At 48.0% G+C, this 13,611-nt stretch carries 15 protein-coding genes; 12 read left to right on the top strand and 3 right to left on the bottom strand.

The genetic code is table 11. The features are described 5' to 3' along the window. The first annotated feature begins 25 nt into the window (after positions 1 to 25). Positions 26 to 1,423, top strand: a complete 1,398-nt coding sequence (gene sufB / locus C7R92_RS11755) for a Fe-S cluster assembly protein SufB (RefSeq protein ID WP_015893091.1) — start codon at positions 26 to 28, stop codon at positions 1,421 to 1,423. A gap of 119 nt (positions 1,424 to 1,542) precedes the next feature. Here sufB and C7R92_RS11750 read toward each other — a convergent pair whose 3' ends face one another. Continuing rightward, entirely contained in the window at positions 1,543 to 1,860 is a 318-nt protein-coding gene (locus C7R92_RS11750) for a hypothetical protein (RefSeq protein WP_106834385.1), read from the bottom strand. Positions 1,861 to 2,923: 1,063 nt separating this feature from the next. Between C7R92_RS11750 and C7R92_RS11740 the strand changes: the two genes are divergently transcribed. From C7R92_RS11740 to C7R92_RS11715, 5 genes are all read left to right on the top strand, one after another. Beyond that, positions 2,924 to 3,106 carry a hypothetical protein gene (locus tag C7R92_RS11740; protein WP_106834383.1) on the top strand — a complete coding sequence of 61 codons (183 nt, stop codon included), beginning with the start codon at positions 2,924 to 2,926 and terminating at the stop codon, positions 3,104 to 3,106. A 271-nt stretch (positions 3,107 to 3,377) separates the two neighbouring features. Next, positions 3,378 to 3,914, top strand: a complete 537-nt coding sequence (locus C7R92_RS11730; RefSeq protein WP_069848803.1) for a suppressor of fused domain protein — start codon at positions 3,378 to 3,380, stop codon at positions 3,912 to 3,914. A gap of 16 nt (positions 3,915 to 3,930) precedes the next feature. Further along, positions 3,931 to 4,395 carry an NUDIX domain-containing protein gene (locus C7R92_RS11725; protein WP_026133939.1) on the top strand — a complete coding sequence of 155 codons (465 nt, stop codon included), beginning with the start codon at positions 3,931 to 3,933 and terminating at the stop codon, positions 4,393 to 4,395. 234 nt (positions 4,396 to 4,629) lie between these two features. Further along, the gene (locus tag C7R92_RS11720; protein ID WP_106834382.1) at positions 4,630 to 5,169 is read left to right on the top strand and encodes an NfeD family membrane protein; all 540 of its coding nucleotides are present in this window, start codon (positions 4,630 to 4,632) and stop codon (positions 5,167 to 5,169) included. Then, positions 5,169 to 6,710 (top strand): flotillin family protein, encoded by a 1,542-nt coding sequence (locus tag C7R92_RS11715; protein ID WP_017251413.1) that lies wholly within the window; start codon positions 5,169 to 5,171, stop codon positions 6,708 to 6,710. Before C7R92_RS11720 ends, C7R92_RS11715 begins: the two co-directional genes overlap by 1 nt. 62 nt (positions 6,711 to 6,772) lie before the next feature. Here C7R92_RS11715 and C7R92_RS11710 read toward each other — a convergent pair whose 3' ends face one another. After that, positions 6,773 to 7,525 (bottom strand): polysaccharide deacetylase family protein, encoded by a 753-nt coding sequence (locus tag C7R92_RS11710; protein ID WP_106834381.1) that lies wholly within the window; start codon positions 7,523 to 7,525, stop codon positions 6,773 to 6,775. Positions 7,526 to 7,713: 188 nt separating this feature from the next. Between C7R92_RS11710 and C7R92_RS11705 the strand changes: the two genes are divergently transcribed. Continuing rightward, positions 7,714 to 9,117, top strand: a complete 1,404-nt coding sequence (locus tag C7R92_RS11705; protein WP_106834380.1) for an aspartate kinase — start codon at positions 7,714 to 7,716, stop codon at positions 9,115 to 9,117. Here C7R92_RS11705 and C7R92_RS11700 read toward each other — a convergent pair. Beyond that, entirely contained in the window at positions 9,048 to 9,554 is a 507-nt protein-coding gene (locus C7R92_RS11700) for a M67 family metallopeptidase (RefSeq protein ID WP_106834379.1), read from the bottom strand. The two genes, C7R92_RS11705 and C7R92_RS11700, sit on opposite strands and share 70 nt — an antisense overlap. Positions 9,555 to 9,606: 52 nt before the next feature. On the opposite strand from C7R92_RS11700, the gene C7R92_RS11695 reads away from it, so the two are divergent. The 5 genes from C7R92_RS11695 to C7R92_RS11675 all read left to right on the top strand — a co-directional run bounded on the left by C7R92_RS11695 (position 9,607) and on the right by C7R92_RS11675 (position 13,449). Further along, complete coding sequence (locus C7R92_RS11695) at positions 9,607 to 10,464, top strand: DUF72 domain-containing protein (protein ID WP_106834378.1); 858 nt, start codon at positions 9,607 to 9,609, stop codon at positions 10,462 to 10,464. Between the two features lie 19 nt (positions 10,465 to 10,483). Next, a complete protein-coding gene (locus tag C7R92_RS11690; RefSeq protein WP_017251408.1) occupies positions 10,484 to 11,308 on the top strand; it encodes a sulfite exporter TauE/SafE family protein in 825 nt (274 codons plus the stop codon). Between the two features lie 24 nt (positions 11,309 to 11,332). Then, complete coding sequence (locus C7R92_RS11685; protein WP_106834377.1) at positions 11,333 to 12,787, top strand: bifunctional metallophosphatase/5'-nucleotidase; 1,455 nt, start codon at positions 11,333 to 11,335, stop codon at positions 12,785 to 12,787. 47 nt (positions 12,788 to 12,834) lie between these two features. Next, positions 12,835 to 13,074 (top strand): DUF6154 family protein, encoded by a 240-nt coding sequence (locus C7R92_RS11680; RefSeq protein ID WP_106834376.1) that lies wholly within the window; start codon positions 12,835 to 12,837, stop codon positions 13,072 to 13,074. Positions 13,075 to 13,146: 72 nt separating this feature from the next. After that, positions 13,147 to 13,449: a YunC family protein gene (locus C7R92_RS11675; protein WP_017251406.1), complete on the top strand. Its 303-nt coding sequence runs from the start codon at positions 13,147 to 13,149 to the stop codon at positions 13,447 to 13,449. Positions 13,450 to 13,611: the final 162 nt, after the last annotated feature.

The following is a 13,611-nucleotide window of genomic DNA, read 5'->3' as shown; positions in this document are numbered from 1 at the left end:
AATAAACACGAAGGAGTGAGCAACGATGGCTGTTAAAGGCCCAGAAATACAGGAGTATCAGTACGGTTTCCACGATAAAGACGTTTCCGTATTCCGTACGAAAAAGGGTTTGACCCGCGAGATCGTCGAAGAAATTTCGAAGATCAAGGATGAGCCAGCATGGATGCTGGAATTCCGTCTCAAAGCACTGGACATCTTCAACAGCATGCCGATGCCAAAATGGGGCGGCGATCTGGATGACCTCGATTTTGACAGCATCACCTACTACGTAAAGCCTTCTGAAAAGCAAGGCCGTAGCTGGGATGAGGTGCCGGAAGAAATCAAGGCAACCTTTGACAAGCTGGGTATTCCAGAAGCAGAGCAAAAGTTCCTCGCAGGTGTATCGGCTCAGTATGAATCTGAGGTAGTTTACCACAACATGCAGGAAGACCTGGAAAAACTGGGCGTTCTCTTCTGCGACATGGATTCCGCAGTAAAACTGCACCCAGAAATCGTGAAGGAATACTTCGCGACTGTTATTCCTCCAGCTGACAACAAGTTTTCTGCACTGAACTCGGCAGTATGGTCCGGTGGTTCCTTCATTTACGTACCAAAAGGCGTGAAAGTAGAAACTCCGCTGCAAGCATACTTCCGCATCAACTCCGAGAACATGGGTCAATTCGAGCGTACGCTGATCATCGCCGATGAAGATTCCTTCGTTCACTATGTAGAGGGCTGTACTGCTCCAATCTACAGCACGGATTCCTTGCACTCCGCTGTTGTAGAAATCATCGTAAAAGAACGCGCTCGTTGCCGTTACACCACGATCCAAAACTGGTCCAACAACGTATACAACCTCGTTACCAAACGTGCGGTTGCTTACGCGGATGCGAACATGGAATGGATCGATGGTAATATCGGTTCCAAGCTGACGATGAAATACCCAGCTGTTATCATGAAAGGACCTCGCGCGAAAGGTACTGTTCTTTCCATCGCAGTAGCAGGAAAAGGACAACACCAAGACGCAGGTGCGAAAATGATTCACCTGGCGCCAGATTGCACATCGACGATCATTTCCAAGTCGATCTCACGTGATGGCGGAAAAGTAACCTACCGTGGTCTGTCCCAGTTTGGACGCAAATCGGAAGGCTCCAAGTCCAACATCAAGTGCGATACGCTGATTCTGGATAAACTGTCCACGTCCGACACGATCCCGTACAACGAGATCATGAACGACAGCATCACGCTTGAGCACGAAGCGACTGTATCCAAAGTATCCGAGGATCAGCTCTTCTACCTGATGAGCCGCGGTTTGTCAGAAGCAGAAGCTACTGAAATGATCGTAATGGGCTTCATCGAGCCATTCACGAAAGAGTTGCCGATGGAGTACGCGGTAGAGATGAACCGTCTGATCAAGTTCGAGATGGAAGGTTCTATTGGATAACCGTTTCTATAACGTGTAAATACGTGTCTGATTCGTTCAGACACGTATTTTTTATTTGCCCCTTCTTTATTAGGGGAAACGCATAAGCCCTCTGGAGGTAATTCGCCGGAGGGCTGTTTTTATGAGGACAAACCGAATTTCCATAATAAGATCATAAATAACGCCATCGGAATGACCCAAAGTAAAGGAATGGCGTTGAGTGCGTAACTCGTTTTGAATTTCAACTTGTGATAGTAGTACCAACTGCCCATCGCTGAGGCAAGTAGTACAAGCGGATACGATAGGATCGTATAGAATACTTCCGGCGCTCCAGTATCATATTCATCTTCAGGTAGAAGCACAATGGTAAAAATAACAGAAATTACCCAAGCCAATAAGAAAATGGCATAGATGCTTTGACTAATCGAAAGGACGAGACAAGCTGTCTTGTTTTTCATAAGTGCCTGGTTCCTCCTAAAAAGTGGAATTACTAATAAACAAGACGAGAGGAGATGGAAAAAGTAACAATAACAATTGGATAGATATCAAGGTCACCCGTCTTCCCATTAGAAGGCGGGTTTTTTGCTTGTTATCATTATCATGTTATTCCGTTAGCCAACTTGCAAAGTATCTTACCAATTAAGTAAAACAGCGAGGAAAACATGAGAACTGGAGAAAGAATAGCGGCGCGAAAAAATAAAAAACCCGACCATTGGATCGGGCAAAAGAAATCCTTCTATGAAGCTATCCAATCGATGACAAACGCAATGGACATAACTACGATGTAAGTGTATTCCTGGAACTTTTTTAACACGGGAACACCTCCAAAAGCGTTTCCTAAATCATACCATGTCAAAGTCGTAATGATCGAGTCAGTTCAATCTATGACGCTGTCTTAATATTGAGTATAGAAAGATGAGCAAACATCCACTAAGACTTACACAGCTCATCAATGTATCGTATGGATGGTAATTGTACTTCAAATCTCGAATTGTGTTGTCACCCCATAATAGGATGGGGATTACAAGAAAATAATGCAATTTTGTATCATCAACAAACCTGATATAGACAAGAGCAAGGATAGTAGAAATGCTAAAAATCTGTAGGAAATCTTGCATTTCATTGAATGAAATTGTTACTGGAATGTCACTTGCAAGAATCATTTGCTTACACCAAAGAAGAAAGAACCAGCCAGTTGCTAAAGTGCCCACTGTGAGCTTTAAAAATAATTTCATAGATAAATTACTCCCTGTATTCAAGTTGATATGTAAGAATTGTGAGGAAATCGCACCATTAGTTTAGTTCATGGATTACTCATAGTGAGGGGATGGAGGGTCAAAGTAATATACTAATTCGACAATCCCCCAAAAAAGGATGAATGTGAATAGTACATACAGCCATCTTTTACGAATTGACTGGGAATTTACGATAAAGCCCCAACTAAGTAGGGGTAGTGCTATCAATATGATGGATACGAAGTCGGTCATGCGCAATTCACTCCTTACATGTTTTATTACGTAAATGGAGAATATTGGTTACTTTTTCGATACGGTCAATGAGAACGGAGAAATCATCGGGCTTGCGCCGGGTGTGACCGTCAGTTCAGCCAAATATGCCGGAAAAATATCCAAGCTGACAGTCTATGAGGGCGGTGCAGAGCTGATCAGTCGACTTTTCATTAGTAATACTATGGAAAAAGCATGACGATTTCGGTGAAAGTCACGAAATAAACAAGCACAGTGCCTTCGGGATTACCGGGGGCTTTTTTGCGCGTGTTCAAACATGTACATTCGCTTCACACAATGATAAAATGTTCGTATATACAAGAAAATGCTGCCCAACATCATCGAAGTATGCCTACGTATCCAGGCATGCTTTTTTCGGGCGAGCACAACCATTTCACAAAGATGCAGTTGCTCTTCTATGAGCAGGCAGCCGTAGAGGTTTTCATACTTTTTGGAGCGGGGTTGCACATATGATAGTGGTAAAGCAATTAATGGATCATTGCCACCGCTTTTTTGGGAGTCAAGGTGAGCTGTATCAATCCGAGGATGCGGATATCCTGATTGCCGTCTATCCGGCTACACGCAATCGAGGTTGGTGGACGTATGCCACACTTGAGCTGCACAAGATGGGGGCAACGGAGTACCTCGTCTATTCTTATCAGTTTGAGCAGAGAATGATTACCCATTTGGCGAGAGTAGCGGCCCAGGTAATTCGTCAGTGGGAGAGTCAAACGACCCGCATGGAGTCTGGGAGCATCTTTTCGCTCGGGGATACAATCGTGGAAAAATCGGTTTTGAATCATATGGTACTGACCCCTGCCTATTATGAAGAGGCTGGACTTGAATATTATACAAACGGCAAGGACGTAATCAGGTTCATGATGCTTCATGCAATCGCGGATTCTGAAGCAAAGTTTTTGGAACAATATGGACTTATGGCATTACAGGAATGGTTAGCGCACTCCGGTGTCGATTCCCTGAATGTTACGCGTACGCCTGCCATCTGAGAAGGGAGCGAGCGAAATGTCAGCGATTCGCTTGAGAGTCACCGTAGTAGTGGAACACGAAGGGAAAGTCCTCCTCATCCGTGAGCAGACACAACGAGGCATCTTTTACAACCTGCCAGGGGGAATCGTAGAATATTTGGAAGCGATTCCAGACGCGGCGAAAAGAGAAGTGATGGAAGAGACCGGACTCCTCGTGGAAATGGAGCGATTGATCTGGATAGACGATCGGATCGATCAGGAAGGGAACGGCAAGCATACAGTCGGAGTGGGAGTTCTGGCGAAGCTCGTCGGTGAAGAAACAAACCCTACGCCAGGTGGTATCGTCGATGAAGAAATTGAATGGGCTGGCTGGGTCACGCTAGACGAGTGGAAGCAACTGCCGAACGACCACAAGACACGCCCGGATCAAGTCAAGCAAGTCTTGTCTGATCCGACTTATCAACCGATGTACTTGGGAAATATGCTTAGCCGAGCAGAATAGAAACGAAAGACACCGCCATTTTCTTAGTGAATAGGAGCGGTGTCTTTTTACTTACGCTTTTTGCCGAGCGGAAGCAGGCTGGTTTCGGCTGACCTATTCGTGGGAGTGCCCGGAAAATAAAGAGTCCTTCAGCAGAAAAAGCGATAAGAAAAGGGATTATTTCCTTATTTATGAAACTAATTCCCATCTCACTCGTATGCACTATAGAGGCAATTTTAGAAAGGGGGGACAGTCGTGGGCGTACTTGAAACCGTCTACATGGTCTGCCTTGTACTTGGTCTAATCTACACGGTCATCTCGCTGTTGTTTGGTGATACGCTCTCAGATTGGCTGGGACATCTGCATCTGCCTTTTGCACAGCCCATTTTGTTGGTCAGCGGCATGACTGCCTTTGGTGGAGCGGGGTATTTGCTATCTCGATACACTTCTATTGGTACGCTTGTCGTGTTGATGCTGGCTGCTGTCATTGGCATCGCTTTGGCTTTTGTATCATACTTCCTGTGGGTAAAGCCGATGAGCCATGCGGAAAATTCCACGAGCTATTCCATGAGTCAACTAGGAGGAAAGCTGGGGGAAGTCGGGACAACGATCCCAGCAGAAGGACTGGGAGAAGTGCTGCTGCCGATGATTAGTGGAACTACTTACCATATGGCGGCGAGTCTTGAGGGCGAGATTATCCGGCAAGGAACCCGTGTCGTCGTGGTCGAGGTGCGTGACCATGTCTTGTATGTGATCCCCTTTTACACTGAATCTGGCGAAGGAGATGAGAAGTGATGGTAGATCCTGGTGTTTTGACGATAGTAGGTGTTGTCGTCGCAGTCTTTCTCGTTTTGGGAATTGCCTTTTGGGCCCGTTACAAAACAGTGGGTGCAGATGAAGCCATGATCGTGACGGGTAGCTATCTCGGCTCGAAAAATGTACTAAGTGACGAATCCGGCCGCAAAATGAAGATCGTCCGCGGAGGCGGCGCATTCATCCTCCCTATTTTTCAACAAGCAAACTTTCTGAGTCTTCTGTCTCATAAGCTGGATGTATCGACGCCAGAGGTGTACACCGAGCAGGGCGTTCCTGTCATGGCAGATGGCGTAGCGATCATCAAGGTAGGCGGCTCGATTGAAGATATCGCCACCGCATCCGAGCAATTTATGGGCAAGAGTGACGAGGCACTGCGCGGAGAAGCACAGGAGGTACTCGAAGGCTATTTGCGGGCAATCCTCGGCAGTATGACGGTAGAGGAAATTTACAAGAACCGTGAGCGATTCGCGCAAGAGGTGCAATCGGTAGCGACAAAGGATTTGAAGAAAATGGGGCTGTCCGTTGTCAGCTTCACGATCAAGGATGTCCGGGACAAAAACGGCTATTTAGCTGCCCTTGGAATACCGCAAATCGCTGCAGTGAAGCGCGATGCGACTATTTCGCAGGCTGATGCGGACAAAGAAGCGCGGATCAAGCAGGCACAGGCAGAGGAAGAGGCACGCAAGGCAGAGCTGTTGAAGGAAACGAACATTGCCGAAGCAGAAAAGGAAAAAGAGCTGAAGGTAGCGGCGTTTAAGCAAGAGCAGGACAAAGCGAAGGCGAGCGCGGACCAAGCCTACAAGCTGCAAGAAGCTGTCGCCAAACAGCAGGTAACCGAAGAAGAGATGAAGGTCGATCTCGTCCGCAAGCAGAAGGAAATCGAGCTGGAGGAAAAAGAAATTCTTCGCCGCGAAAAGCAATATGATGCGGAAGTGAAGAAAAAGGCCGACGCCGACCGCTACTCTGTGGAACAGGCGGCAGAAGCGGAAAAAGCGAAGAAGCTGAGAGAAGCAGACGCGATCAAGTACCGCATTGAAGCGGAAGCAAAAGCAAATGCGGAGCAGAAGCGTCTGGAAGGTTTGGCGATTGCCGAGGCTGAAAAAGCGCGTGGTAGCGCTGAGGCAGAAGTCACGCGCCTCAAGCTCGAAGCCGAGGCAGAAGGGAAAGAGAAGCTGGCTGAAGCATTTGAAAAATTCGGTCATGCGGCTGTACTCGATATTATTGCGAAAATGCTCCCTGAGCTGGCTGAGAAAATTGCCGAGCCAATAAAGGCGATCGACAAGGTAACGATCGTGGATGCAGGAGGCGGTCAGGGAGATGGCGTCAATCGTCTAAGCGGGAATGTTACGAAGCTGATGGCCCAACTGCCAGAGATGCTGAAAGACGTATCTGGTTTGGATATGAATAAGATGATCGCAGACTTTATGCAAAAGGGTGGTACCGTACCCACACAGCAACAGCCTGTACCCGTAAAAGTTCAGGTAGAGACGGATTCTGTTTTGGAGAACGAAAACAAATAATCAAACTGATCAGAGGAGAAGTGCCCCTTTATAGCGAGGGGCACTTTTTCGTGGGAAGAACATCAAGGATAGTCTACCTGCTTGGCACGTCCATATCCTCTCAACAATTCGCTGACCGTTACGAATTTATACCCTCTATTTTTCAGTTCAGGCAATACTTGCTCGAGGGCTTGTACGGTCTGTCTGCGATTGCCTCCGTAATCGTGAAATAGCACGATGTCTCCATTCCGTGCGTTGTTCAAAACCTTGTTGACGATTTTTTTTACACCGGGATCGCTCCAATCACGTGTGTCTTGATGCCACGACCACATGATCAGGAGAAAACCGGCTTGCTTGGCTGTATCGACGACTTTCTCGTCATAATATCCTCCCGGAGGACGAAAGAGGGTGGGACGAACCCCTGTTGCCGAATAAATCGTCTCCTGCGTTTTTTGCACCTCTTCTAATAGTCGATTCGCTGACAGCTTTCGAATATCTGGATGACTGTAAGTGTGATTGGCAATCTCATGTTGATCATTCACGAGAGATTTGACGATTTCCGGGTACTGGCTCACACGATTTCCTACGACAAAAAAGGTAGATTTCGCTTGATACTGCTTCAACAGCCCTGCAATCTGCGGAGTGTATACCTGGTCAGGACCATCGTCAAAGGTAAGGGCAATCACCTTGCTCTCTGTCGGCACTTCCCAAACGATATCTCCTCTTGTTTCGTAATACTCGCGATTTTTTTCCCGGATTGCATTGGCTGTCTCGCTGAAGGAAGGAGCAAGAATGACAGCTAGCAAAAGTGGGAAAAAGAGGATATGCTTTTTCATTCGTTCACCTCTTTATCAGAGACTTTCCTGCTAGGTAGCTGTACATGATGATGTACTCCCCGTTACTATGCGACAAATCTTGATGATTATTCCTGAGTGTCCTTGTGGAAAAGACACTTGTTCTTTTTGTGCGGATAAATTAAGCTAGTAAAAGCATAAGACGTGAGAGTTAGATGGAGGAATCGATCATGAAGGTAGCAAAATTTGGGGGAACATCACTGGCGAATGCCGAGCAAATAAAAAAAGTATGCCAAATTGCATTGGCGGATCGGGACAGACAATTCATTGTTGTATCGGCGCCTGGGAAACGGCATAAGGAAGACACGAAGGTTACTGATTTGTTAATTGCATATGCTGAGCGATTTTTGGCTGGAGAGCCTACAGAGGAAGCGAAACAAGCAATATTCTTGCGCTATCAGGAGATTGTGGCAGGTCTCGGGCTTTCTGCCGAGATTGGTGAAGCGATTGAAGTGGAGCTGAGGGAGGTTCTGGCAAACAAGGCGGGCTTGTCCAAGGAAAGATTCATGGATGCGGTCAAAGCTGCGGGAGAGGATACATGCGCCAAAATTGTCGCTCTTTACTTGCAGAGCTTGGGCGAGGTCGCGACCTACATCAATCCAAAGGATGCAGGAATGCTGGTTACGGATGAAGCAAGCAATGCTCATATCCTCCCTGAAGCGTATGCCAAGTTGGCGACATTGCGAGAGCGGGAGGGTATTGTCATTTTCCCTGGCTTCTTCGGCTATTCACGTTCCGGAGATCTGGTTACTTTTTCGCGCGGCGGCTCGGATATTACGGGATCGATTTTGGCTGCGGCGGTTCAGGCAGAGGTCTACGAGAATTTTACCGATGTCGATTCTGTGTATGTGGTCAATCCGAACCTGATTGCCGATCCGAAAAAGGTGACAGAGATTACGTACCGAGAGATGAGGGAGCTGTCTTATTCCGGTTTTAGTGTGTTCCACGAGGAAGCGTTGATTCCTGCGTATCAAGCAGATATACCCGTATGCATCAAGAATACGAATAATCCGTCTGCACCTGGTACGATGATTGTGGCCGAGCGAGGATCTGCTACAAACAGGGTGTCGGGTATTGCAAGTGATAGCGGCTTTTGCAGCATTTACGTCAGCAAGTATTTAATGAACCGTGAAATTGGCTTTGGCCGCAAGCTGCTGCAAATTCTGGAGGAGGAAGAGCTTTCGTACGAGCATACTCCATCTGGAATTGATAACATTTCCGTCATTCTGCGAGAGCGCGATCTCACGGAAGAGAAGGAACAGCGGATTGTAGAACGCATCCGCCGAGAGCTGTTCGCTGATGATGTCGCTGTTCAGCATAGTCTTGCACTCGTCATGATTGTCGGGGAGGGCATGCGTCAATCTGTGGGGACAACAGCGAGAGCCACAGCTGCGTTGGCTGCTGCGAAAATCAATCTGGAAATGATCAATCAGGGGTCATCAGAAGTAAGCATGATGTTTGGGGTAAAAGCCGAAGAGGCAGATCGTGCTGTGATTGCTTTGTATCAAGAGTTTTTTGGAGCCGAGGAACCATTGGTTTCCTCATCGTCACAATCCACTTCTGTCAAAGTGTAGTCGATTGCTGCAAATGAGCTGCAACTTCCATCCTGTACCCATTGATAGACACGCCATTCTGGCTGTTCGGTTGCGAGTCCCACAATCCAATAGCTGAGCGTGGGATAATGCCAGCCAGCTATGTCGCGTGCAGAAGGGATTGGCGGCGTATGGGGATGTGTATGCAAGACCCCCAACCATTGAAGATTGTGCTTGCGGATGTGCTGCAAGGCTTGAAGAAATGTTTTCCCATCCCAAGCGAACACGTGCTTGTCGGGTGAGACGGGCATCGGTACACAGGCCGTAATCGTTGCTCCACGACCTGCGAGCAAAGCAGAATACTCATAAGGAAACGCCTCTTGTGCTTCGGCCAGGAGGCGTTTCGCTACTTTTTTCGTCAGGAATATTTTGTTATCCTTAATCGCAAAGGGTTCACCCAACCAAGCGGGATTTTTCATTCGGCTTCCGTCCTTCTTCTCTATTCGACCATGATTTGGAGGTTAGCATTCGATGACTACGATACAAGTGGGAGTTTGCGGCTGGGGCGATCAGCACGAATTGTACGTACAAGGTGTACGCAATCGAGACAAGCTGTCGGTATATGCCAGCCACTTTCCAATTGTAGAGGTGGATAGTTCTTTTTACGCTATTTTACCACAGCGAAATTACGAATCGTGGGTGAAGGATACACCTGAACGATTTGGCTTTATCGTCAAGCCTCATCAAGGGATGACGGGGCATCAACGGGGGGACGCTTCGGGAAGCAGACGGGAATTGTTTCGTCAGTTCGAAGAGAGCATTCAGCCGGTCGTGGAGGCTGGCAAGCTCAAAGCGTTGCTGTTTCAGTTTCCGCCGTGGTTTGATTGTACCCGAGAGCATGTCCAGTATGTGACCGCTTGTCGCCAAGCCATGCAGGCGTATCCGTTTGCCGTTGAGTTTCGCCATCAAAGTTGGTTTGAATCACGGTATTTGGAGCGAACACTGGATTTCTTGCACAACATTGAAGCGACACATGTTGTATGTGATGAGCCACAAGTGGGAAAAGGCTCGGTCCCGATTGTTCCTGCCGTGACGAAGCCAACCTTGGCGTTGGTTCGCTTTCATGGGCGCAACAAAGCGGGCTGGCGAGATCCCGGAGAGGGACAAAATTGGCGGGATGTCCGTTATTTATATCGATACAGTGAGACAGAGCTTGCAGAATGGGTTGAACACATCAGACTGCTCGAACGGCAAGCGGATGAAGTCTGCATTTTGTTCAACAATAACTCTGGAGGAGATGCAGCAGCGAATGCGAAGCAGTTTTCGGAGATGCTTGGCCTTGCACCTACTGGTCTGAATCCTCGTCAGATGGACCTGTTCTCCACGTAGCAAGAAAGAAGGGGAGTTCATGCTTGTAGTAATTGCCATCTTATTTGTCATCATCGGAGTCTTGGCTGGCGTCATTGGCAGTATCGCGGGTCTGGGTGGTGGGATTTTTTTCGTGCCTGCTCTGCTGTATTTTGCAAACTGGTACATGCCTGGATCGATGAACCCGCAAGTAGCAGCGGCGACTTCGTTGATTGTGATTGCGGTAACCGCCCTTTCTTCTTCCCTTTCTTATCTCAAGCAAAATAAAGTAGATAAGCAGAGTGCCTTGCTCTTTTTTATCGGGAGTGCGCCGGGTGCTATTGTGGGCGTGTATCTTAATACATTACTAGCAGTGGGGGGCTTTTCGCTGCTGTTTGGCTTGTTTCAGCTCTCCATGTTCGTCGTATTGATGGTCAAAGACAAAATCAAACCACGCAGCATGGAGTGGGAAGTCCAACGCCACTTCATCGACAACGAAGGAAATGAATATGTGTACGGGTATAGCAAATGGTCCGTGATTACGATTGCCTTCTTTGTCGGGATTACCTCGTCGCTATTTGGCGTGGGTGGCGGCATCCTGATGGTTCCAGCCATGATCATTTTGTTTCGCTTTCCGCCACACATTGCTACCGCTACATCCATGCTGGTCATTTTTTTATCAGCAGTGGTTGGATCCATCACGAATATCTTCCACGACAACGTACACTGGCTGTATGCAGCGATGCTCGCGCCAGGAGCATGGGCGGGCGGAAAGCTCGGAGCGATTGTTGCCAGTAAAATGAAGGGGCGCACCATCGTGCTATTTTTGCGTGTTCTGATACTGGGAATTGCCATACAAATGATCGGAGAAGCGATTTTTGGATAATGAGACGAGAGGGAGGGGAAAGTCGTGGCTGACACCTGTACCTTACACATTTTGCACACGAATGACTTGCACAGCCATTTTGATACGATGCCGCGAATTGCAACCTGCCTGAGGAAGCATCGAGAAGAGTGGGAGGCCAGGGGAGAGCATGTGCTGACGGTCGATATTGGAGACCATATGGATCGAATGGATATCCGATCGGAAGCGAGCTTTGGGAAAAGTAACGTCGAGATCATGAACAGAAGCGGGATTCAATACGCGACGATTGGAAACAACGAAGGCATCACACTCCCAAAAGACAAGTTGAATGAACTGTACACAGATGCGCGTTTTGCGATCATTACAGGCAATCTGTTTGAACCGCCAACAAATTCTGTCCCGTCTTGGGCTGTACCATACGCCATTCATACCGTAGGCGAGCTGCGGTTGGCTATTTTGGGAATGACGATACCCTTTGGCCCTTCCTATCAAAGTATGGGATGGGAGATCAAGGAACCGATCCCGATTTTGCGTGAGCAGATTGCGGCACTGCGCTTGTCTGTGGATGTTGTCATTTTGCTATCGCATCTTGGCTATCAGACAGATTGTCTGCTGGCTAGTGAAATCGATGGGCTCGATATCATTTTGGGCGGACACTCTCACCGGACGCTGCCTCATGGAGAACGTATAGGCGGTACCTTAATCACACAAGCGGGGCGATTTGGCGAGTATGTCGGTCATGTAGAGCTTGTCTGGGACGGGATTCATAATGGCATCAAAGACGTGCGCGCAGAGCTTTTTCACACAGAACAGTACCAGTCAGACGAATCATTGAGCCAGTTCATTGAGAGTGAAAAAGTATGGGCAGAGAATCGTTTGTTTCAGCCGATTGTTCAATTGGAGCAAGACATGCACATGGGCTGGACGGAGGAGACCCCCTATGGTTCCTTCATCGCAGCGAGTATTCGTAAATGGACGGGTGCTGAGATTGGCATGGCAAATGGAGGGCTGTTACTTGCTGATTTGCCGCGGGGTAGCTTGTCCTTTGCCGATTTGCTGCACAGTATTCCTCACCCGATCAATGCCTGTGCGGTCACGATTACAGGCGAGCAGCTCACCACTGTTCTGGAGCAAGCGATTCAACCGGAAATGGTTCATCGGGAGCTGCGAGGGTACGGTTTTCGCGGCAAAATAGAAGGCTGGATGTGTGTAGACGGATTGTACATTCGCTACAGTGAGGATGACCAACCGCAAATTATCCAGATTGAAGTCAACGGGCAACCGCTTGATCGCGAGCGTCTGTATCGAGTCGGGACGATCGACATGTTTATGTACAATCGCATGTTTCCCGATTTGCTGCTCGGCAGTGAGGTTACATTTTTCTTGCCCGAGATGCTGCGTGAAGTGCTCGCCACCACGATAAAGGATCAACAGATGCTGCAAAATGCGTTTCGTCCACGTTGGGAAAAGATATCGTCAACGTCAAAAAACCAATCGTAGAGACCGGTTTTTCGGGAATGCTATCGAAAAACGGGAGGAGACGAACGATGCGCTTCATAGATGAAGTATACGAGCTGTACAGAGGGCATTTTAATGGTGATGAAGAGGACATTACAGCAGTTGTCGTCGGCATTCTCGCGGAGCAGTCTCGGGATGATTTGTTGGATTTGGTTGAGGAAATGGACGAGGAAGAGCTGTTTCACATGCTCGCGACGTATATGATTGAGGTCATGAAACGAAAAGTCGCGATGGAGGATGAGCAATTTCCGACAAGCGTCATGCATTAAGAGCTCACATTTCTCTTCTGCGCGTCATAGGATGGTAACGCCAACAGACAGGAGAGAAAAGGAGGAATCTTGATGGTCGAGGTAGTGCCAATCCACTTTCCAGAGGGGACGGCTATTGCTGTCACCGTTCGTTTGCCCAAGACGACGCTATTGGCTGTAACGACCGATCATGGCTACATCATGTGTGGAGCGCTGGATGTGGGGCTCTTGAACGAACGATTAGCAGCGAGAGAAATTCTTGCTGGTCGTGCGGTAGGGGTCAAGACCATACAGGAATTGCTGGATGCGCCACTGGAGTCTGTGACGACGACGGCGGAACAGAAGGGGATTACGGCTGGTATGACTGGTCGAGATGCTGTCGTGAAAATGCTGTAAACAACAAAGAGATAAAGGGCTGTCCAAAAAGGGTCAATCCGTTACCATACGAAAATCAAAAACGTTGATTTATTATGAGGTTTGAATGCAAAAGGGGCGCCTCTTTGTCGGGAAAATCGACTTTTGAGACAGCCCCATTTTCTTCTACATGGTAACTTATTC

Source organism: Brevibacillus porteri (assembly GCF_003013475.1).
Lineage (GTDB): Bacteria > Bacillota > Bacilli > Brevibacillales > Brevibacillaceae > Brevibacillus > Brevibacillus porteri.
The sequence above is the reverse complement of the archived record's forward strand: the minus strand, read 5'-3'. Positions and strand labels throughout refer to the sequence as shown.